This window comes from Bradyrhizobium sp. USDA 372 (genome assembly GCF_053629095.1).
Map to the genome: position 1 here is coordinate 6,990,942 of NZ_JBRJHR010000001.1, position 19,715 is coordinate 7,010,656.

15 protein-coding genes are annotated in these 19,715 nt (G+C 65.8%); 1 reads left to right on the forward strand and 14 read right to left on the reverse strand.

Translation table 11 applies throughout. From position 1 onward, the window contains the following. Positions 1-4 precede the first annotated feature (4 nt). From fdhF to AB7M16_RS32640, 3 genes are read right to left on the reverse strand one after another with little or no spacing between them, the layout of a single operon-like run. Entirely contained in the window at positions 5-2,890 is a 2,886-nt protein-coding gene (gene fdhF / locus AB7M16_RS32630) for a formate dehydrogenase subunit alpha (RefSeq protein ID WP_453946479.1), read from the reverse strand. A gap of 10 nt (positions 2,891-2,900) precedes the next feature. Continuing rightward, entirely contained in the window at positions 2,901-4,457 is a 1,557-nt protein-coding gene (locus AB7M16_RS32635) for a formate dehydrogenase beta subunit (RefSeq protein ID WP_453946480.1), read from the reverse strand. Next, entirely contained in the window at positions 4,454-4,930 is a 477-nt protein-coding gene (locus tag AB7M16_RS32640) for a formate dehydrogenase subunit gamma (RefSeq protein ID WP_439400930.1), read from the reverse strand. Before AB7M16_RS32640 ends, AB7M16_RS32635 begins: the two co-directional genes overlap by 4 nt. A 225-nt stretch (positions 4,931-5,155) precedes the next feature. On the opposite strand from AB7M16_RS32640, the gene AB7M16_RS32645 reads away from it, so the two are divergent. Then, positions 5,156-6,049 carry a LysR family transcriptional regulator gene (locus tag AB7M16_RS32645; RefSeq protein WP_453946481.1) on the forward strand — a complete coding sequence of 298 codons (894 nt, stop codon included), beginning with the start codon at positions 5,156-5,158 and terminating at the stop codon, positions 6,047-6,049. Positions 6,050-6,052: 3 nt separating this feature from the next. On the opposite strand, the gene AB7M16_RS32650 is transcribed toward AB7M16_RS32645, so the two are convergent. From AB7M16_RS32650 to oxlT, 11 genes are all read right to left on the reverse strand, one after another. Next, entirely contained in the window at positions 6,053-8,383 is a 2,331-nt protein-coding gene (locus AB7M16_RS32650; RefSeq protein WP_453946482.1) for a PAS domain-containing sensor histidine kinase, read from the reverse strand. Positions 8,384-8,609: 226 nt separating this feature from the next. Beyond that, positions 8,610-9,983 (reverse strand): cation-efflux pump, encoded by a 1,374-nt coding sequence (locus AB7M16_RS32655; protein ID WP_172784258.1) that lies wholly within the window; start codon positions 9,981-9,983, stop codon positions 8,610-8,612. A 221-nt stretch (positions 9,984-10,204) separates the two neighbouring features. Further along, positions 10,205-11,176, reverse strand: a complete 972-nt coding sequence (locus AB7M16_RS32660) for a zinc-binding dehydrogenase (RefSeq protein ID WP_453946483.1) — start codon at positions 11,174-11,176, stop codon at positions 10,205-10,207. A 25-nt stretch (positions 11,177-11,201) separates the two neighbouring features. Then, positions 11,202-12,197, reverse strand: a complete 996-nt coding sequence (locus AB7M16_RS32665; protein WP_172784260.1) for an NAD(P)H-dependent flavin oxidoreductase — start codon at positions 12,195-12,197, stop codon at positions 11,202-11,204. A gap of 309 nt (positions 12,198-12,506) precedes the next feature. Then, positions 12,507-13,157, reverse strand: coding sequence for a hypothetical protein (locus tag AB7M16_RS32670; protein ID WP_439363703.1), 651 nt, complete (start codon positions 13,155-13,157; stop codon positions 12,507-12,509). Between the two features lie 54 nt (positions 13,158-13,211). Then, positions 13,212-13,409 carry a hypothetical protein gene (locus AB7M16_RS32675; RefSeq protein ID WP_025035161.1) on the reverse strand — a complete coding sequence of 66 codons (198 nt, stop codon included), beginning with the start codon at positions 13,407-13,409 and terminating at the stop codon, positions 13,212-13,214. A gap of 190 nt (positions 13,410-13,599) precedes the next feature. Then, a complete protein-coding gene (locus AB7M16_RS32680) occupies positions 13,600-15,006 on the reverse strand; it encodes a hypothetical protein (protein ID WP_453946484.1) in 1,407 nt (468 codons plus the stop codon). A gap of 545 nt (positions 15,007-15,551) precedes the next feature. After that, on the reverse strand, positions 15,552-16,334 hold the full coding sequence (locus tag AB7M16_RS32685; RefSeq protein ID WP_260382960.1) for a fumarylacetoacetate hydrolase family protein: 783 nt from the start codon (positions 16,332-16,334) through the stop codon (positions 15,552-15,554). Beyond that, positions 16,334-17,353, reverse strand: coding sequence for a 2-dehydropantoate 2-reductase (locus AB7M16_RS32690; RefSeq protein WP_172784264.1), 1,020 nt, complete (start codon positions 17,351-17,353; stop codon positions 16,334-16,336). Before AB7M16_RS32690 ends, AB7M16_RS32685 begins: the two co-directional genes overlap by 1 nt. A gap of 224 nt (positions 17,354-17,577) precedes the next feature. Further along, on the reverse strand, positions 17,578-18,006 hold the full coding sequence (locus tag AB7M16_RS32695) for a CBS domain-containing protein (RefSeq protein WP_260382962.1): 429 nt from the start codon (positions 18,004-18,006) through the stop codon (positions 17,578-17,580). A 174-nt stretch (positions 18,007-18,180) separates the two neighbouring features. After that, positions 18,181-19,503 carry an oxalate/formate MFS antiporter gene (gene oxlT / locus AB7M16_RS32700; RefSeq protein ID WP_453946485.1) on the reverse strand — a complete coding sequence of 441 codons (1,323 nt, stop codon included), beginning with the start codon at positions 19,501-19,503 and terminating at the stop codon, positions 18,181-18,183. Between the last annotated feature and the right edge of the window lie 212 nt (positions 19,504-19,715).

Sequence of the window (19,715 nt, forward strand, 5' to 3'; positions counted from 1 at the left end):
CGCCTTACTCCGCGGCTTCGGCCGGTACGATGCGGCGGGATTGGCGCGCCTGTGCATCATAGGCCTTCTGCCAGTCGGACGGGCCATTCGAGGGCGAGACTTGCACCGCCGTGACCTTGTACTCGGGGCAGTTGGTTGCCCAGTCCGAATAGTCGGTGGTGATGACGTTGGCCTGCGTGTCCGGATGGTGGAAGGTGGTGTAGACGACGCCCGGCGCGACGCGGTCGGTGATTTCCGCGCGCAGCGTGGTCTCGCCGGCGCGGCTCTTCAGCCGCACCCAGTCGCCGTCGCGCACGCCGCGCTGCTCGGCATCATGCGGGTGGATTTCAAGGCGGTCCTCGGCGTGCCAGACCACGTTCTCGGTGCGCCTTGTCTGCGCGCCGACATTGTACTGGCTGAGGATGCGGCCCGTGGTGAGCAACAGCGGATAGCGCGGGCCGGTGCGCTCGTCGGTCGCGACATATTCGGTGACGACGAACTTGCCCTTGCCGCGGACGAAGCCGTCGATATGCATCACCGGCGTGCCCTCGGGCGCATTGTCGTTGCAGGGCCATTGCACCGAGCCGAGCTCGTCGAGCTTGGCATAGGAGACGCCGGCGAAGGTCGGCGTCAGCGCCGCGATCTCGTCCATGATCTCGGAAGGGTGGCTGTAGTTCATCTCGAAGCCCATCGCCTTGGCAAGGCCGATGGTGACCTCCCAATCGGCCAGGCCGTTCTTCGGCGTCATCACCTTGCGGACGCGCTGGATGCGGCGCTCGGCGTTGGTGAAGGTGCCGTCCTTCTCGAGGAAGCTCGAGCCGGGCAGGAAGACGTGAGCGTAGTTCGCGGTCTCGTTCAGGAAGAGGTCGTGGACGATGACGCATTCCATCGCCGACAGCGCCGCGACCACGTGGCTGGTGTTGGGATCGGACTGTAGGATGTCCTCGCCCTGAACGTAGATCCCCATGAAGGTGCCTTCGACCGCGGCATCGAACATGTTGGGGATGCGCAGGCCCGGCTCGGGGTTGAGCTTGACGTTCCACAGCGCCTCGAACTGGTCGCGCACGGCATCGCCCGAGACGTGGCGATAGCCGGGCAACTCGTGCGGGAACGAGCCCATGTCGCAGGAGCCCTGCACGTTGTTCTGGCCGCGCAGCGGGTTCACGCCGACGCCGGGACGGCCGATATTGCCTGTGACCATCGCAAGGTTCGCGATCGCGATCACCGTGGTCGAGCCTTGGCTGTGCTCGGTGACGCCGAGGCCGTAATAGATCGCGCCGTTGCCGCCGGTGGCGTAGATGCGGGCAGCTTCCCGCAGGTCTTTCGGATTGACGCCGGTGAGGATGGCGGTGGCTTCGGGGCTGTTGTTCGGCTGGGCGACGAAGGTGGCCCATTCCTCGAATTCGCTCCAGTCGCAGCGCTCGCGAACGAAGGCTTCGTTGACGAGCCCTTCGGTGACGATGACATGCGCCAGCGCGGTCATGACTGCGACGTTGGTGCCGGGCATCAGGGGCAGGTGCAGCGCCTTCACATGCGGCGATTCCACCATCTCGGTGCGGCGCGGATCGATCACGATCAGCTTGGCGCCCTGGCGCAGCCGCTTCTTCAGGCGCGAGGCGAACACCGGATGGGCGGAGGCCGGGTTGGCGCCGATGACGACCACGACATCGGTGTCCTCGACCGAGTCGAAATCCTGCGTGCCGGCGGAGGTGCCGAAGGTGGTGGCGAGCCCATAGCCGGTCGGCGAGTGGCAGACGCGGGCGCAGGTATCGACATTGTTGTTGCCGAAGCCGGCGCGGATCAGCTTCTGCACCAGATAGGTCTCTTCGTTGGTGCAGCGCGAGGAGGTGATGCCGCCGATGGCGTCGCGGCCGTATGTCTTCTGGATGCCGCGCATCCTGGCGGCGGCAAACGAGAACGCCGCGTCCCAGGACACTTCGCGCCAGGGATCCTCGATCCGCTCGCGGATCATGGGCTTGAGGATGCGCTCCTTGTGGTTGGTGTAACCCCAGGCGAAACGGCCCTTGACGCAGGAATGCCCGCGATTGGCCTTGCCGTCCTTGTAGGGCACCATGCGCACCACTTCCTCGCCGCGCATCTCCGCCTTGAAGGCACAGCCGACGCCGCAATAGGCGCAGGTGGTGACGACGGAGTGCTCGGGCTGGCCGATCTCGATCACCGACTTCTCGGTCAGCGTCGCAGTCGGGCAGGCCTGCACGCAGGCGCCGCAGGAGACACATTCGGAGCCCAGAAAACTTTCGCTCATGCCGGGCGAGACGCGGCTGTCGAAGCCGCGGCCGGAGATGGTCAGCGCGAAGGTGCCCTGCACCTCCTCGCAGGCGCGGACGCAGCGCGAGCAGACGATGCACTTGGAGGGATCATAGGTGAAGTACGGGTTGGACTCGTCCTTCGGCATCCAGTGGTCGTTGTCGCAGCCGTGGGACTTGCCAGGTGTCTTGGCGAAGACGTGGTTCTCGCCCTCATAGCCGTAGCGCACGTCGCGCAGGCCGACGGCGCCGGCCATGTCCTGCAATTCGCAATCGCCGTTGGCGCCGCAGGTGAGGCAGTCGAGTGGATGGTCGGAGATGTAGAGCTCCATCACGCCCTTGCGCAGCTTCTTGAGCCGCTCGGTCTGGGTGTGCACGATGAGGCCGTTCATCACAGGCGTGGTGCAGGAGGCCGGCGTGCCGGCGCGGCCCTCGATCTCGACGAGGCAGAGCCGGCAGGAGCCGTACGCGTCCACCATGTCGGTCGCGCAGAGCTTCGGGATCTGGTGGCCCGCATCCATCGCGGCGCGCATGATCGAGGTGCCCTCGGGCACCGTGACTTCTCTGCCGTCGATGGTCAGCGTCACCATCGTTTCCGATTTGGAGCGTGGCGTGCCGTAGTCGATTTCTTCGATCAGAGACATCGTCGTTCTCCTATTCAGCAGCCTGCAGCGTGGTCGGGATGGGTGCGAAATCCTCCCGGAAATGCTTCAATGCGCTGAGCACGGGGTAGGGCGTGAAGCCGCCGAGTGCACAGAGCGAGCCGAATTTCATGGTGTTGCAGAGGTCCTCGACCAGTGCGATGTTTTCATGGACGCGCTCGCCTCTCATGACCTTCTCGATGGTCTCGACGCCGCGGGTCGAGCCGATCCGGCACGGCGTGCACTTGCCGCAGGATTCGACGGCGCAGAACTCCATGGCGAAGCGCGCCTGCCTGCGCATGTCGACGCTGTCGTCGAACACGACGATGCCGCCATGGCCGATCAGGCCGTCGCGTGCGGCGAAGGCCTCGTAGTCGAAGGGGGTGTCGAACAAAGCGCGCGGGAAATAGGCGCCCAGGGGGCCGCCGACCTGCACCGCGCGGACCGGGCGGCCGGTAGCCGTGCCGCCGCCGATGTCGTCGACGAGCTCGCCGAGCGTCACACCGAATGCCGTCTCGAACAGCCCGCCGTAGCGGATGTTGCCGGCAAGCTGGATCGGCATGGTCCCGCGCGAGCGACCCATGCCGAAATCGGCATAAGCCTTGGCGCCCTCGGCGAGGATGAAGGGGATCGCGGCAAACGACAGCACGTTGTTGATGACGGTCGGCTTGCCGAACAGGCCGTGATGCGCCGGCAGCGGCGGTTTTGCACGTACGATGCCGCGGCGGCCTTCGAGGCTCTCCAGCAGCGAGGTCTCCTCGCCGCAGACATAGGCGCCGGCGCCGACGCGGACTTCGAGATCGAAGGTTTGCTTCGAGCCGCCGATCTTGTCGCCGAGATAGCCGCCGTGCTTCGCAACCAGAATGGCGGCGTTCATCGCTTCTACGGCGTGCGGATATTCGCTGCGGATGTAGATATAGCCCTTGGTCGCGCCGACAGTGAGGCCGGCGATGGTCATGCCCTCGATCACCAGGAAGGGATCGCCTTCCATGATCATGCGGTCGGCGAAAGTGCCGCTGTCGCCTTCGTCGGCGTTGCAGACGATGAACTTGCGGTCGGCCTTGGCCTGCGCGACGGTCTTCCACTTGATGCCGGTCGGAAAGCCCGCGCCGCCGCGGCCGCGCAGGCCCGATGCGGTGACTTCGGTGAGGACCGCATCCGAGCCAAGCGACAGAGCCCGCGCGAGGCCCTTGTAGCCGCCATGGGCGCGGTAGTCGTCGAGCAAGCGCGGATCGATCACGCCGCAACGGGCGAAGGTGAGGCGGGTCTGGCGCTTCAGCCAGGGGATCTCGTCGGTGGCCCCGAGCCGCAACAGATGCGGCGTGTTGCGGGCGAGCGCGTCGAGCAGCGAGGGCACGTCGGCCGCGGTGACGGGGCCGAAGGCGATGCGTCCCTGCGGCGTTGCGACCTCGACCAGCGGCTCCAGCCAGTACATTCCGCGCGAGCCGGTTCTGACGATCTCGATGGCAACGCCGCGCTTGGCGGCGGCCTGCTCCAGCGCCAGGGCGACCTCGTCGGCACCGACGGCGACCGCGCCGGCATCACGTGAGACGTAGACACGCATGCTCATCGCTGCACCTCCGCAACCAGTGCATCGAGGCGCTTCTGGTCGAGCCGGCCGATCAGGCGGCCGTCGAGCATCGCGGACGGCGCGGTCGCGCAGAGGCCAAGGCAGTAGATCGGCTCCAGCGTGACGCGATCGTCGGCCGTGGTGTTGCCGAGCGACACGCCGAGCTTCGCCTCGGCCCGCGCAGCCAGGGCATCGCCGCCGGCAGCCTGGCAGGCCTCGGCGCGGCACAGCTTCAGAACGTGACGGCCGGCCGGTTTGTGTCGGAAGTCATGATAGAAGGTGAACACGCCATGCACCTCGGCGCGCGACAGGTTGAGCGCTTGCGCCACCATGGGAATCGCCGCCTCCGGCACATAGCCGAACGCCTCCTGAAGCGCGTGCAGGATGACGAGCGTCGCGCCCTCCTGGCCGGCATGTTCGGCGATGATCTCGGCGCCGCGCGTCTCGTTCCAAGGCTCAAAAACCGCTGTCATTCTTCGTTCTCAACCAGAGCGTTTCCTTCGCCGCAAACTAGTTGGAATCATTCGCAGATCAATAAAGCTGTCCCGTGCTGCGATTGCGGATTCCGATCGATTTGCAACCGCGATTGATCGATACGGATTGGTAATGAAAGTTGGATCGGCTGCCGGTTTTTACGTGTTGGTGCAGGCCCGGCGTGCTAACTTGCATGCCACGATGGAATTCGAGGGGACGACCGGTTGATTGACAAGCTTGAGCTATTGCTGGCGTTGGCCAAGGAGCGACATTTCGGACGCGCGGCCGAAGCCTGCGGCGTAACGCAACCGACGATGTCGACCGGGCTCAAGCAGCTCGAGGAAATTCTCGGCGTGATGCTGGTCCAGCGCGGCTCGCGCTTTCAGGGATTTACCCCCGAAGGCGAGCGGGCGCTCGATTGGGCGCGGCGGATCGTCGGCGATGCCCGCGCGATGCGCGACGAGATCAACGGGCTGAAGCATCAGCTCTCCGGCGAGATCCGCATCGCGGCGATCCCGACCGTGCTCGGCATGGTCGCCGCGCTGACGACGCCGTTCCGCGCCAAGCATCCCGAGGTGCGCTTTCGCATCCAGTCCACCACCTCGTCCGAGGTGCTGGGGCTGCTCGAAAATCTCGAGGTCGATGCGGGGCTGACCTATATCGAGAACGAGCCGATCGGCAAGGTGCGCACCATCCCGCTCTACAACGAGAGCTATCGCCTGCTCACCGCGCCGGATGCGATGTTCGGCGACCGCGAGGCGGTGACCTGGACCGAGGTCGGGCAGGTGCCGCTGTGCCTCTTGACGCCGGACATGCAGAACCGCCGCATCATCGACCGCGCGCTGCGATCGGTCGGTGCGGAGGCGACACCGACGCTGACGTCGAACTCGCTGCTGGTGCTGTTCACGCACGTCAAGACCGGGCGCTGGGCGAGCGTGATGCCGGCGAAGCTCGCCGAGACGCTCGGCCTGTCCGACACCGTGCGGTCAATTCCGATCGTCGATCCCGAGGTCAATTACAGCATCGGCATGGTGGTCCCGCAGCGCGATCCCATGACGCCGCTGATCGCAGCGCTGGTCAACGTCGCGCGGGAAGTGGCGCCGACGCTGCAATTGTAGGATTCAAGCCGCAGCCGATATCCCCGACGCCGCCTTGATAGCATCGCGCGGCAGGGTCACGCGCACGACGGTGCCGACGTCGATCTTCGAGCGCAGGCGCATCGAGCCGCCATGGAGCTGCGCCAGCGAGCGGGCGATGGCAAGGCCGAGGCCCGAGCCGTGATAGGTCTTGGTGAGCTGGCTCTCGACCTGCTCGAAGGGACGCCCGAGCCGCGCCAGCGAATGCGGCGCGATGCCGATGCCGGTGTCGGCGATCATCAGCACGATCCTGTCGTCGAGCTGCCGGCTGCGCACCACGACGCGTCCGCCGTCGGGCGTGAACTTCACGGCGTTGGAGAGCAGGTTGACGATGATCTGCTTGGTGGCACGGCGGTCGGCGACGACCGAGATGGATTTTGCGATGTCGGCATCCAGCGTCAGGTGCTTGTCCTGCGCGCGGCCGGTGACGACCCGCAAGGATTCGGCCAGCGTCTGCGCGAGGTCGAGCTCTTCCATGTCGAGCTTCATGCGGCCGGCCTCGATCTTGGACATGTCGAGGATGTCGTTGATGACCTCGAGCAGATAATGGCCGCTGGTCAGGATGTCCTGGCAGTATTCCTGGTACTTCTCGCTGCCGAGCTCGCCGAACATGCCCGAGCCCATGATCTCGGAGAAGCCGATGATGGCATTGAGCGGCGTGCGCAGCTCGTGGCTCATATTGGCGAGGAACTTCGACTTGGTCTGGTTGGCTTCCTCGGCGCGGGTCTTCTCGCGCTGGTACTTCTCGGCGAGGTCGGCGAGCTCGACCGCCTGACGCTCCAGCGCGGCCTGCGAGCGCTTGAGGTCGATGACGGTGGCGCGCAGGCGCAGATCGTTGTCGACCAGCTTCTGCTCGTGCTCCTTGATGCGGGTGATGTCGGTGCCGACCGAGACGTAGCCGCCGTCCTTGGTGCGGCGCTCGCTGATGTGCAGCCAGCTGCCGTCGTCGAGCTGCGCCTCGAAGGTACGTGCGCCCGGGCCTTGGGCCGCAGTCTCGTTGTGGCGGGTGCGCACCTCCGGCATGCGGCCGACCTCGAGCACGGTCTCGTAGGAGGTGCCGGGGATGACGGCGGTGTCCGGCAGCTTGTGCAGGCGCTGGAAGTGCGAGTTGCAGAGCACCAGGCGGTCGCTCGCATCCCAGAGCACGAAGGCCTCCGGAATGGTCTCGATCGCGTCGCGCAGGCGAAGGTCGGCTTCCACGGTCTTTTCGGCGAGGCTCTTCTGCTCGGTGATGTCGACCGCGATTCCGATCAGGTGCACGCTGGAATCGGTCGCCCCGCGGGTCTTCTCGCAGCGGACGCGGAGCCAGATCCAGTGGCCGTCGACATGCTGCATGCGGAAGGTCTGGTCGATGTGGTCGATCTTCTCCGAGATGAGCTGGTCGGCGATCTCGAACAGGTCGATGTCGTCGGACTTCACCAGCGCGTTGACCTCGCCGAAGGTGAGGAGCTCGTGACGGCCGTCGAGGCCGAGCATCGAGAACATCGACTGCGACCAGAAGATCCGGCCGCGCGACAGATCCCAGTCCCACAATCCGCAGCGGCCGCGGTTGAGCGCGGTGTCGATGCGGCCGCGCACGGCGTCGTTGATGAGATCGCCTTCGCGAGCGCGGGTCGACTGCCAGTGGAAGGCGAAGCCGAGGATCAGGACGACGAAGCCCGTGGTCGCCGACAGCGTCACCGAGAGCGCGGCGTCCGAGCCCCAGATCGGCTCGTTGCGCTCCTGGATCACGGTGACGAAGCCGGGCAGCGACTTGATCTGCCGCGAGGTCGCCATCGCGGCGTTGCCGCTCGGCAGCGTCATGTCGGCGATGTTGCCGTCGCGCGGCGGCGCCGCGATCAGCTGCGCGGTCGTGATCGCATCGAGCAGGCGGTCGTTGCCTGAGGGATCGCTGTCGGCCGGGATGCGGGCGAGGATGCGGCGGTCGATGCCGGCGGAGGTGACGATGACGTGGCGGCCGGAGGCCGTGGCCCAGGACGGAATGAGATCGGGCAGCAGCGACGGCAGGCTCTCGATGTTCCTGAGCCGCTCCTGCCGAACCGAGGTGAGGCGGTCGATGCGCTCGGCGAGCAGGTCGGCGAGCGCCGAAATGTCGTGTCGGATCACCAGCCGCTTCTGGCGCGTCTGATCGACCACCTGCACGAACGCGCCGAGGCAGATCGTGATCAGGAACGCGATGATGAGCGTCGGCACGGCGCGGCGCAGCGCCGGCTCCGCGATCAGGAGCCGGTGATAGGCAGGTTTCGCGATCGATTGCGCCAATCCCTTGATCGAATCGGATTGGACGCACGCGCTCGCGGCGTCTGCGCGCGACATGCCTTCGGCCCCCTGAAAACCAGCTTGCAACTGAGGTCCGGAAGCAGCCCCACATCGCTTCCGAATCACACCGATTTGAATCCAGTTTTCGCGGGCTGTCGAGAGTCAACGAATCGTTAACGCGAAATTATTCTTATCCAACGCGCAGTTTGTGCATCGCGCGTCCGCAAACTCACGGACGCGAGGAGTCCGAAACGAGAACGTGTGACTCGCCGCGCATTCTTCATCACGCGCGCGGCGGCTCGGCGTGGCTGATGACGCGCTTCACGCTCGGGAACGCGCGCCGCAACGCACGCTCGATCGCGTCGACATGCTCGTGCACCTTGATCACGCTCATCGACGGTGCCGCGCGGCAGTGGAAGTTGACGATCTCGCCGGCGTCGGTGTTGCGGACCCGCACATTGTGGATGTCGTGGATCTCGCCTTCGCCGGCGAACTCGGCCAGCGCGGCGGCGATGGTCTGCACTCTCTCGGGCGCGGCATCGACGCCGAACGGCAGTTCCGGTTCCAGCGGCTCGATGTGAACGTCGACCTCGACGTCCTCGCCGAACTCCTCCTGGATGTTGCGCTCCAGCGTGTTGGCGACGTCGTGGGCGGCCTCGAGTGCCATGTCGGCATCGACCTCGAGGTCGATGCTGACGATCAGCTTGGCGCCCAGATCGTGCACCGTGACGTGGTGGACGGCGAGGGCGGAATTGCGCGCGATCACCATGATGCGGTCGCGCACGGTTTCGTTGTCGCGCGCGACGGGCACTGCGGCGAAGGTGAGGTCGGCATCGCCGAAAGCCTTGGCGACGGCGGCCTGCGCGTTGCGCTTGATGTCCTCGACGCGGTCGATCGGATAGGTTCGCGGCACCTTCGCGATGGTGTCGATGAACGTGGTCGCTCCGACCATGCGCACGCGCAAGCGTTCGACGTCGATCACACCAGGCACGCCGCGGATCGCGGCTGTGGCCTTCTCCTGCGCGCCTTCGGGCGCGCGATCGACCAGCGTCTGCACGGTCGAGCCGGCCATGCGCAGGCCGAGCGCTGCGATCATCACGGCAACCGCTGCGGCAGCCGCGGCGTCGCCCCACCAGAAGCCGAGCCCGGCCAGGATCAGGCCCACGATCACGGCGCAGGAGCCCATCACGTCGGAGGCGAAATGCAGCGCGTCCGCCGCCAGTGCCTGGCTCCGGGTCTCGCGCGCGGCGCGGTGCAGGGCGCGGGCGCGCCAGAGATTGACGACGATGTCGATCACCAGCACCACGAACGGCACGGCCGAGATGGTCGGCGGCGGGGTTCCCTCGCGCAGCCGGCTATAGGCCTCGACCAGGATGCCGCCCGCGAGCACGTAGAGCAGGGCCGTGACCCCGAGCGCGGAGACGCTTTCCAGCTTGCCGTGGCCGTAATGGTGCTCCTCGTCGGCGGGCTTGTCGGAGACCCGCACCACCGCCCAGGTGATGATGGTCGCAACCAGGTCGATCGAGGAATGCAGGGCCTCGGAGATCAGCGCCAGCGAGCCGATCGCGATCCCGACCACGAATTTGGCCGCCGCCATGCCGCCGCTGGCGAAGATCGAGATGGCCGCGACCGAGGTCTTGTTGTGCTGGGAGGTCATGGCGGGGATTTAGCAGCCCATGGCTGAACATCAAGCGCCGATCCACAGCTGTAGTCGCGAGTGAGTTGCAGGAGCGTTCTACGCCTTGCTCCGGCCAAGTAGGGTGGGCAAAGGGCGCGTTAGCGCCGTGCCCACCATTCGTCCGCGATGGATACAGAGATCGTGGGCACGCTTCGCTTTGCCCACCCTACGGGACTACGAGACCGAGACTGGATCGACGGTTACGGCACCGTCACCACGATCTTCCCCAGATGCTTGTTCGCCTCCATGTGCGCGAACGCCTGGTCGATGTCGCCGAACGCGAACACCTTGTCGATCGGCAGTTGCAGCTTGCGCGATTCCACCGCGCCCCAGATGTCCTTGCGGACCTCGGCAAAGATCTCGCGGACCTCCTCGATCGTGCGGGTGCGGAAGGTGACGCCGACATAGTCGATGCGGCGGGCCGCGTGCAGGTCGAAATTGAAGTCGGCGTGGGTGCCGCCGAGCCGGCCGACATTGACGATGCGACCCTTCACCTTGGTTGCGGCGAGGTTCTGATTGGCGACCTTGCCCGAGACCTGGTCGACGATGAGGTCGACGCCTTCGCCGTTCGTCGCCTTCAGCACCTCGTCCACCCATTTCGGATCGGAGCTGTCGACGGCGAGGTCGGCGCCATATTCCTTCAGCCGGCCGCGGCGAGTGGCGTCGGTGGACGAGCCGATCACGAGTTTTGCGCCTTTGAGCCTGGCAATCTGCATCGCCATCAGCCCGACGCCGGAGCTCGCACCTTGGATCAGCACGCTCTGTCCTGCCTGCACGCCGCCAACGGTGACGACGGCGTTGTGCATGGTCGCGAGCGCGACGGGGAGGGTGGCGGCCTCCTCGAAATTCATGTTCGAGGGCGCATGGAACAGCCGGCCGTGATCGGCCAGCGTATACTCGGCGAAGGCCGCGCCGCCCGAGCCCATGATGCGGTCACCGACTTTGACACCCTTCGCGTCGGGCCCGAGCTCGGCAACCTCGCCGGCCCATTCCATGCCGAGCACGGTGCCGACGCCGCCGGCCGCGCCATGGGCGTGGCCCTTGCGCATGCCGGTGTCGGCGCGGTTGAGGCCACAGGTGCGGACTCGGACGAGCACCTGCGTGCCCTTCGGCTTCGGTTGAGCGACGTCGGAAATCCTCGCGCCTTCAGGGCCGTAGACGTAGGCTTTCATGCAATGCTCTCACGTGTTGCAGTGATTATTCCGCTGCTTCGCGTTGTGGCTGAACGATCATCCCCTCCAGCCGGCTGCGAATGATCGCCTCCGCCTCGCGCACGATGCGGGAGACGAGTTCGGCACAGCTCGGGATGTCCTGGATCAGGCCCTGGACCTGGCCGGCTGACCAGATGCCTTCGTCGGAATTGCCGGTGGCATAGACCATCTTGCCGCGGGCGCCGGCAACCAGCTCGCGGATATCCTCGAACTTGGCGCCTTCCTTCTCCATCGCGACGACCTTGGTCGAGACGGCGTTCTTGGCCACGCGCGAGGTGTTGCGCATGGTGCGGAAGATCAGCTCGGTCTCGCGCTCGTCATTGGCGACGATCTTCTCCTTGATGGACTGGTGGATCGGGCTCTCCCTGGTGGCCATGAAGCGGGTGCCCATGTTGATGCCCTCGGCTCCCAGCGCCAGCGCCGCGACGAGGCCGCGGGCATCTGCGAAGCCGCCCGAGGCGATCATCGGGATCTTGATCTTGTTGGCAGCGGCCGGGATCAGGATCAGGCCGGGCGTGTCGTCCTCGCCGGGATGGCCGGCACATTCGAAGCCGTCGATCGAAATGGCGTCGACGCCCATCCGCTCGGCCGAGAGGGCGTGACGGACGCTGGTGCATTTGTGCACGACCTTGACGCCGTGCTTCCTGAACTCGTCGACGTGCTCCTGCGGCTTGTTGCCGGCGGTCTCGACCACCGTGATGCCGCTCTCGATGATCGCGGCGCGGTACTCGGCATAGGGCGGCGGCTTGATCGCCGGCAGGATGGTGAGGTTGACGCCGAACGGCTTGTCGGTCAGGTCGCGGCAGCGCGCGATCTCCTTGGTCAGGTCCTCCGGCGTCGGCTGGGTCAGCGCCGTGATGAAGCCGAGCGCGCCGGCATTGGCGACCGCCGCCACCAGCTCGGCCCGTCCGACCCATTGCATGCCGCCCTGAACGATCGGGTGCTGGACGCCGACGAGCCTGGTGAACCGTGTCTGCAACATGATCTGTTTCCCCCGCGCCCGGCGTGGCGCTCTGTTATCCATTGACTGGCGGGGAGGATGCCGCCGGGGGTGGGAAAAGTCTATTGCGCCGCCGGGCGGGGCGACCATGCGGAAGGCGAGGAGATTCCGCAGGGCGGACAATTGGCGTGCGCTGCTGTCTGCACAAGCCTTTGCTCAAGACACCGTCGTCATGCCCCGGCTTGACCGGGGCATCCAGTACGCCGCGGCGTCTCGGCTCTAGCCTCGCGGTCTCTGGAATACTGGATTGCCCGCCTACGCGGGCAATGACACCGAGTATGGGGCGAGGAGCTACTTCGCCGACAACCGCACCATCTGGCGCCCGCCGTTGATTTCCTTGAGGCTGTTGACGAAGTTTTCCGGGCGCTGCCAGCGATGGGGCACCTTCAATCCCATGAACTCGGCGATGTCGCCGATGAAGCCGGTGCAGTTCACGGTCTCGGCGTTCCAGACCGGAGAGCTGGCCTGCAACTCCTTGATGTAGGCGAACACACGCTTGGCGTCGGCTTCGTTCAGGTAGACCCGATAGCTCGCGGTCAGATATTCCGGATCGAGATCGCCGTAGCTGGCACCGGTCTCGGATGGCACAAAGGTGATGTGACCGAGCACGTAAGCGAGCGTGTCGCCGGCCGGCGTCAAGCCCGCAACCTCGACGGCCTTCTCGCTGGTCTTGCCGTACCAGACGAAGGCATGGCCCCAGCTCGCGGCCGTGCGGGCGCGGAAGTCGACATAGTAGGGGCCTCTCTCCGCACGCGCGACGGAGCGCCGCGTCGATGGCGGCTGAGGCCGCGCGGCGGCGTCGGTCGTAGCAAGCGCGTTCGCATCGGCAACGCGCCTGTCGGCTTCGTGAGCCGAGGCCGAGGGCGTCGTGCACGAGAGCATAGCCGCAAGAGCGAAGCCCGCGAGGATGCAGGATCCCGATCGACCAGCATTGTTCGTCACGCTATTCCCCCTCGACCATCGGCCGCAAATGTCTCGCGCGGACGTCGCTGCGCGTCAGTAGCGCGCCGCGACCGGGCCCGGCGCCTTGCCGATCGGGGCCTTTCCAACCGGGCTCTTGCCAATCGGCATCTTGCCGATCGGCGCCTGCTCGGCCGGGTAGGCCGGCACGGGCTGGCGGCGCGGCAGATCCGCAGCGTTCGCGGCCGTCGCAAGAGCAAGCGTGGCACCCAGAGCAAATACAATCTTCTTCACAGCGATACCCCTAGAAGGTTTGGTCCAAACACGGTCATGCCGTGCCCCCAGACACGCCTCCCAAAAGGGCGACCGAATGCGTCCAAGTTGCGGCGCGCACGGGACATGTTGGCGGCATTGATCGGGCGCGCGGAGATGTGATGTGTCTGGATGTTCGGGGGCCGCGACCGACGCTGCGGCCTACCAAAATTCACCCGATCCGATTCAAACTATTCCGGATCGTCGCGAAGATGCCACCGATGTCCTTGCGAAGTGCATCGAGCGCGTTGAAATTCTCGAAGACGCGGGCGAGGCGGTCTTCGACTTCGCGCTTGCTTCTGGTCAACATGTCGACGCGCGAGGCCAGCGTCATGCCGGCGCTCGCCTCGATCTCGCCGACGGTTTTTACCAGGAGATCGCGGGTGGCGCCGACCTCGGCGATCATGGCCTCGATGCCGAACACCGGCGCCTTGAGCGGGATGAGGTCGGCCTGCGACTTCGACAGCTCGGCCTTGAAGGCGTTCAGCGTCGCCAGCGTCTCCTGCAGCGCGCCGAGGCGCTGGCGCGACTGGAGCACGAAATCGTTCAGCGCGTTCTGGCGGTCGGTCAGGGTCTTGCCGTCCGCATCTGTCTCGACATCGGCGATCGCGCGTTCGAGCTCGACCCGGCGCTGGCTGAGCTCCTCGAAATCGAGCCGGATTCCTTTCAAGACGTTGAAATTGTCGTCGATGCGGGCGAGGCGCTGCTCGATCACGATCTTGTTCTGCGACAGCGTCTCCACGCGGGTGGGAAGCGGCGCCTCGCCGCCGGTCTCGAGCTCGTCGATGCTTTTTTCGAGGCGGTCATGGCTGAGGCTAAGCTCGCCGATCAAGGCATTGATGCCGGTATCGGTCGAGCGCAGTGGCGCCAGCTCCGCGTGAGATTTCGCCAGATCCTCCTTGTACCGGTTCAGGGTCGCAAACGTCTCCTGGACCGCGCTCACCCGTGTCAGCAGTCCTGAGACGTCGCGTGCGATGTCCTTGAGCCGGTCGGCGAGGTTGTTCTTGCGGTCGTCGGTCTCGAGGTCGTGCAGGGCGCGTTCGAGCTGGTTCTGGCGGTCGCGGATCTCGGTGAAGACCGGCTCGACCGCACGGCGATGCTCGGCGACCTTGCCGACCATCTCGCGCAGCGCCTGCTGGCGGCGGCGGATTTCGGCGAGCTGGTCGTGCATGTCGGTGGATTCGTTGCGGCCTTGCTGGAGCAGGGCGCGCCGCTCGGTCTCGCCCAGCTTGTCGTGGAGGGTGGAAACCGCTTCCCGAGGATCGCTCTCGATCAAATGCTGGACGGTGGCATCGAGGTGGTTTTGCAGGGCGTGGGCGACCACGACGTCCTCGCGGGTCCTCCTGAGGCGATCGCGGAGCGTCTTCAGGCTGCGGTCCTGCCGCGAGAGCCGCCAGGCGGAGCCGGCGATCAGGGCCAGGGCAAGGACAGGGATGGCGCCGGTGGCAATGCGCTGCGGCACGGACAGGCCCGCGAACCAGGCGGGCAGGTGGGCAATGTCGTAACCGAACGCCTGCTGGGCAAAGACTGCGATGACGGCGAGCAGGGCGATCCAGGCAACCAGGAAAAACAGCCACATCGTGAATTCCTCACGCCGGCGCACTCCTGTGTTGCTATTGAAGAGCGGAACCGAGATCAAGAGGCCGGGGCGACGCGGGACGTTTGTGGCCAAACGATCCACAGCCGGCTCGGGCTCGGCGGCGCACGGGGAGAAGCCGGATTATCCGAAATTCGGCTTGGTGCTGACGGGGGCCGCTGGCTCGCCCGGGGGCGCGCAGCACCGGGATCCCGTCAACGCCAGGCGCTGCGGAAAGATGCGAGGTGGCGCGCACGTCGCTCTGCCGGCCCGCTTGCACCCAGGCCAGCCGCGAGCGCCAAGACGAACCAACGTGCCCTGGGCTATTGCTTCCCGAGCAGGTTCGACCGGATCTTGTCGGCGAACCAGACCACGAAGATCGCGGCGAACGAGAGAGCGAAGTACAGGGCCGTCCACAAAAGCGCGTTGCCGGCATTCGTCATTGCGTCCTCCCTTGCATCAGAAATCAATTTTGCCGGGGAGGATAGCGTTGGCCGCGACGGCCGATTTGCGCCGGATCAATTTTGCTGCGCTGCGGCGGCGAAAGATTACAGTCGAAACTCGTTGGTGAGCTCGCCGATGCCGTCGATCGCGACGGTCACACTGTTCACGGGCTCCTTCATCACGCCGACGCCGACAGAGGTACCCACCGCGATGAGGTCGCCGGGCAGCAAGGTCATGTCGTGGGAGATCCTGCTCACCAGCTCCTGCGCGCTGAAGATCATGTCCGAGATCGGGTAGTTCTGTCGCTCCGCGCCGTTGAGGATGGTGCGCACCGTGAGTTTTGCGGGATCGAGGCCGGTCGCGATCACAGGGCCGAACGGGCCGTAATCGTCGATGCCCTTGGCACGGGCCCATTGCGGGAAGGTGGGGTCGCGCGTCAGGATGTCGTTGGCGGTGATGTCGTTGACGCAGGTGTAGCCGAAGATGAAGCCATCGGCCTCATCAGGCGAGACGTGCGCGCAGGTCTTGCCGATGACGATGCCGAGCTCGCCCTCGTAGGTCGTCTTGCCGTCGTAGTAGGAGGGGCGGCGGATCACGGCGCCGGGTGCGGCGATGCTGGTGGTGGCCTTGAGCAGGTAGAGCGGCTCCGGCGGTTCGGGCTGGTTCAGCTTGGCCGCGAGCGCGTGGAAATTATTCCAGAGCGCGACGATCTTGCTGGGCACGCAGGGCGCAAGCAGCTCGACCTCCGACAGCGCGAGTGTCTTGCCGGTGCTGGCATTGCGGCCGAACATCTCGCCCTCGTGCAGGCTGATGCCCGATGACGTCAGCGTGCCGAAGCCCGTGGTGCCGGCATGGCGGAAGCGCAGCCATTTGGTCGCGGTTGCCATCACGCCACCGCCAGTGCGCGCGGATCAGCCGGCGTCGAGACGCCGTCATAGAGGCCGGCGATGCGGGCGCGCTGGGTCACCATCGCCAGCACCGAGTCGAGCGCAGGCGTCGGGATGCCGGTGAGCCTGCCCATCTCCTGCACGACGGTGACGAGCGGATCGATCTCCATCGGGCGGCCGCGCTCGAGATCCTGCAGCATCGAGGTCTTGTGGGCACCGACCTTGCGGGCACCCTCGATGCGGCGCTCGACGTCGACGCGGAACTTGACGCCGAAGGTCTCGGCGATGGCTTGCGTCTCCACCATGATCGCGCGCGACAGCGCGCGCGTGGCGGGATCGGTGCAGATCACGTCGAGCGTGGCATGGGTCAGCGCGCTGATCGGGTTGAAGCAGACATTGCCCCAGAGCTTCAGCCAGATCTCGTCGCGGATGCGGTCGAGCACGGGGGCTTTCAGGCCGGCCGCGACGAAGAGATCGGCGAGCCGCTGCACGTCGGAGGTGATCTCGCCCGAGGGCTCGCCGAGCGGAAAGTTGTTGCCGTAGACGTGGCGGATCACGCCGGGCGCCTCGATCTCGGTGGCGGGATAGACAATGCAGCCGATGGCGCGCTCGGCCCCCAGCTCGCGCCACTGCCGTCCGCCGGGGTCGATGCTCTCCAGCGTCGAGTTCTCGTATTGGCCGCCGTGCTTGTAGAAGTACCAGTAGGGGATGCCATTGACGGCGGTGACGATGCGGGTGTGGGGCCCGAGCAGCGGCTGCATCTTCTCGATCACGCCGGTGATCGAATGCGCCTTCAGCGTGATGATGATGAAGTCCTGCACGCCGAGCTCGGTGGGATCGTCGGTGCAGCGCGGATGAACGGTGTGCTTCTCCTCGCCCGCGAGCAGCGTCAGGCCGCGCTCGCGCATGGCGGCAAGGTGCGCGCCGCGTGCGATCAGGCCGACGTCGGCGCCCGCGCGCGCGAGCTGAACTCCGAGATATCCGCCGATCGCGCCGGCGCCGTAGATGCAGATCTTCATGAAATCCTCGCGGGACCAATTTGGTAGTTGGGTGGATCGATCGGGCCATAGGCTCCCTGCACCTCTCCCGCTTGCGGGAGAGGTCGACGTGCTCGAAGAGCGCGGCGGGTGAGGGCTCTATCCTCGTGGGGAGTCTCGCTGGCGGAGACAGCCCGCTCCCCAACCCTCTCCCGCAAGCGGGAGAGGGGGCAGCTCTTCCGTGACTGAAAGTAGGGCGAGCTCTTTTAGGCTGCCGCTTGCGGCGTACCGTTGAGCGCCTCGTCCATCGCAGCGGCGATGTCGCGCATGCTGATGACGGAGACGAGGCTGTAATCGTCGATGACCGGCAAATGACGGATGTGATGACGGTTCATCAGATGCCGGACCTGCTCGATTGTATCCGAGGAGCTGCAGGACACCAGCTGCTGCACCGAGACCAGCTGGGAAACCTTGACGTTGACGGCGCCCGCGCCGTGCTCGGCGACGGCGCGCACCACGTCACGCTCGGTGAACATGCCGACCGCGGTGTTGCCCTCGGAGCGGACCACGTCCTTGACCACCAGCGCGCTGATATTGTTGGCGCGCATCAGCTTGGCCGCGATCCCCACCGTTTCGTTCATACGCACCGTGACAACGCGCGGCGTCTTCTTGCGCAGAATGTCTCCGACCAGCATTGCAACCTCCCTGGGGTGAACGTTGGGAGAAGTGTGGTATACATAATGCCAATCGTCAAGCGCTGGTTTTGGCTGATCCGAAAAATCTTGCGACAGGAATGCTGACGTTTACATCCAGCAAAAAAAAGGGGGCGCATTGCTGCGCCCCTTAGCAAGCCTTGCAAAATGCGCGGCTTAGGCCGTCTCGGTCTTGGCCGTGCCGGTCGCGGCCTCAGTGTGCTCGGCTTCCTTGCCGAGGATGAAGGCGCGGCGCAGCGGCTTGATCACGAACAGCGCCGTCAGCGCCGCCATTGCGTTCAACGCCACCGCGACCACGAACACGGCCTTCCAGCCATAGGCGGTCGAGATCACGCTCGCGAGCGGGACGAGCAGGGAGGCCGTGCCCTTGGCGGTGTAGAGCATGCCGTTGTTGGTGGTTGCGAACTTCGCACCGAAGGTGTCGCCGCAGGTTGCGGGGAATAGCGAGTAGATCTCGCCGAACACGCCGAAATAGACCGCGGTCGCCAGCACGAAGACAACAGGCACGTGGCCATAGGCCGAAAGCGTCAGCAGCATCAAGGCGGCGGTGCCGAAGGCGATGAACATCGTGGGCTCGCGGCCGATCGTGTCGGAGACCCAGCCGAAGAAGGGGCGCCCGAATCCGTCGAGGATGCGGTCGAGCGAGATCGCGAAGGTCAGCGCCGCCATCTGGAAGCCGGCGAGTGTCACCGGCGTGTCGGCGATCCCAAAGTCGTGCGCGATCGGGGCGATCTGCGCCGCAGTCATCAGTCCGCCGGAAGCCACCATGACGAAGACGAGATACATCACCCAGAAAACAGGGCTGCGCAGCACTTGCGGCGGGGTGAAGTCGATCTTGGTCTGCGGCAGGTTGAGCTGCTTCTTCTTCGGCGGGATGGAGAGGCGCGGCGGCTGGACGAAGAAGGCGAGCGCGAACACGACGAGGCCCTGGCCGATGCCGAAGGTGAGGAAGGCGTGCTGATAGCCGCTCGAGACGATCATGCTCGCGATCGGCACGATGGTGATCGCGGCACCCGCGCCGAAGCCGGCGGCGGTCGCACCCGCCGCGAGGCCGCGGCGGTCGGGAAACCATTTCAGCGCGTTGCCGACGCAGGTGCCGTACACTGCGCCCGCGCCCATGCCGCCGATGATCGCCGCCGCGTAGAGCAGGGTGAGGCTGTCGGCGTAGGCGTTGAGGATCCAGGACAGCGCGATCATCACGCCGCCGAACATGATGACGATGCGCGGGCCGTATCTGTCGACGAACCAAGCCTCGACCGGCACCAGCCAGGTCTCGGTGACGACGAAGACGGTGAAGGCGAGCTGGATCGCGGCGCGCCCCCAATGATGGGCGGCGTCGATCGGATCGACGAACAGCGTCCAGCCATATTGCAGATTGGCGATCATCGCCATGCAGACGATGCCCATGCCGAGCTGGAGCCAGCGGAAACCGGTGCGAAGAGGCGCGGCGGTGACGACGCCGTCCGGGCTGGAAATCATCGAGAACCTCCCAACGCGCCCGTTTGGTCGCGCATCAGTTTGCCAAGATGACCTGATGTCGCAAATGTTGTGGCTTATCGTCGCAGGCGCGGCGTGGAGATTGGTATGCCATATTCCAGTTTGCAAGCCCTATCTTGGTTCCCTTTCCACAAAATGCGCGGGTCTGCCTGACTCCTACGGGAGCGCGGGATCTTTGCGTCCAAACGAAAACG

Bases quoted from the DNA above. Each gene is read 5' to 3' on its own strand.
- AB7M16_RS32665 (WP_172784260.1), bottom strand. From the start codon at position 12,197: ATGTTGCAGACACGGTTCACCAGGCTCGTCGGCGTCCAGCACCCGATC.
- oxlT (WP_453946485.1), bottom strand. From the start codon at position 19,503: ATGATTTCCAGCCCGGACGGCGTCGTCACCGCCGCGCCTCTTCGCACC.
- AB7M16_RS32690 (WP_172784264.1), bottom strand. From the start codon at position 17,353: ATGAAGATCTGCATCTACGGCGCCGGCGCGATCGGCGGATATCTCGGA.
- AB7M16_RS32680 (WP_453946484.1), bottom strand. From the start codon at position 15,006: ATGTGGCTGTTTTTCCTGGTTGCCTGGATCGCCCTGCTCGCCGTCATC.
- fdhF (WP_453946479.1), bottom strand. From the start codon at position 2,890: ATGTCTCTGATCGAAGAAATCGACTACGGCACGCCACGCTCCAAATCG.
- AB7M16_RS32685 (WP_260382960.1), bottom strand. From the start codon at position 16,334: ATGGCAACCGCGACCAAATGGCTGCGCTTCCGCCATGCCGGCACCACG.
- AB7M16_RS32660 (WP_453946483.1), bottom strand. From the start codon at position 11,176: ATGAAAGCCTACGTCTACGGCCCTGAAGGCGCGAGGATTTCCGACGTC.
- AB7M16_RS32650 (WP_453946482.1), bottom strand. From the start codon at position 8,383: ATGTCGCGCGCAGACGCCGCGAGCGCGTGCGTCCAATCCGATTCGATC.
- AB7M16_RS32695 (WP_260382962.1), bottom strand. From the start codon at position 18,006: ATGCTGGTCGGAGACATTCTGCGCAAGAAGACGCCGCGCGTTGTCACG.
- AB7M16_RS32635 (WP_453946480.1), bottom strand. From the start codon at position 4,457: ATGAGCATGCGTGTCTACGTCTCACGTGATGCCGGCGCGGTCGCCGTC.
- AB7M16_RS32640 (WP_439400930.1), bottom strand. From the start codon at position 4,930: ATGACAGCGGTTTTTGAGCCTTGGAACGAGACGCGCGGCGCCGAGATC.
- AB7M16_RS32655 (WP_172784258.1), bottom strand. From the start codon at position 9,983: ATGACCTCCCAGCACAACAAGACCTCGGTCGCGGCCATCTCGATCTTC.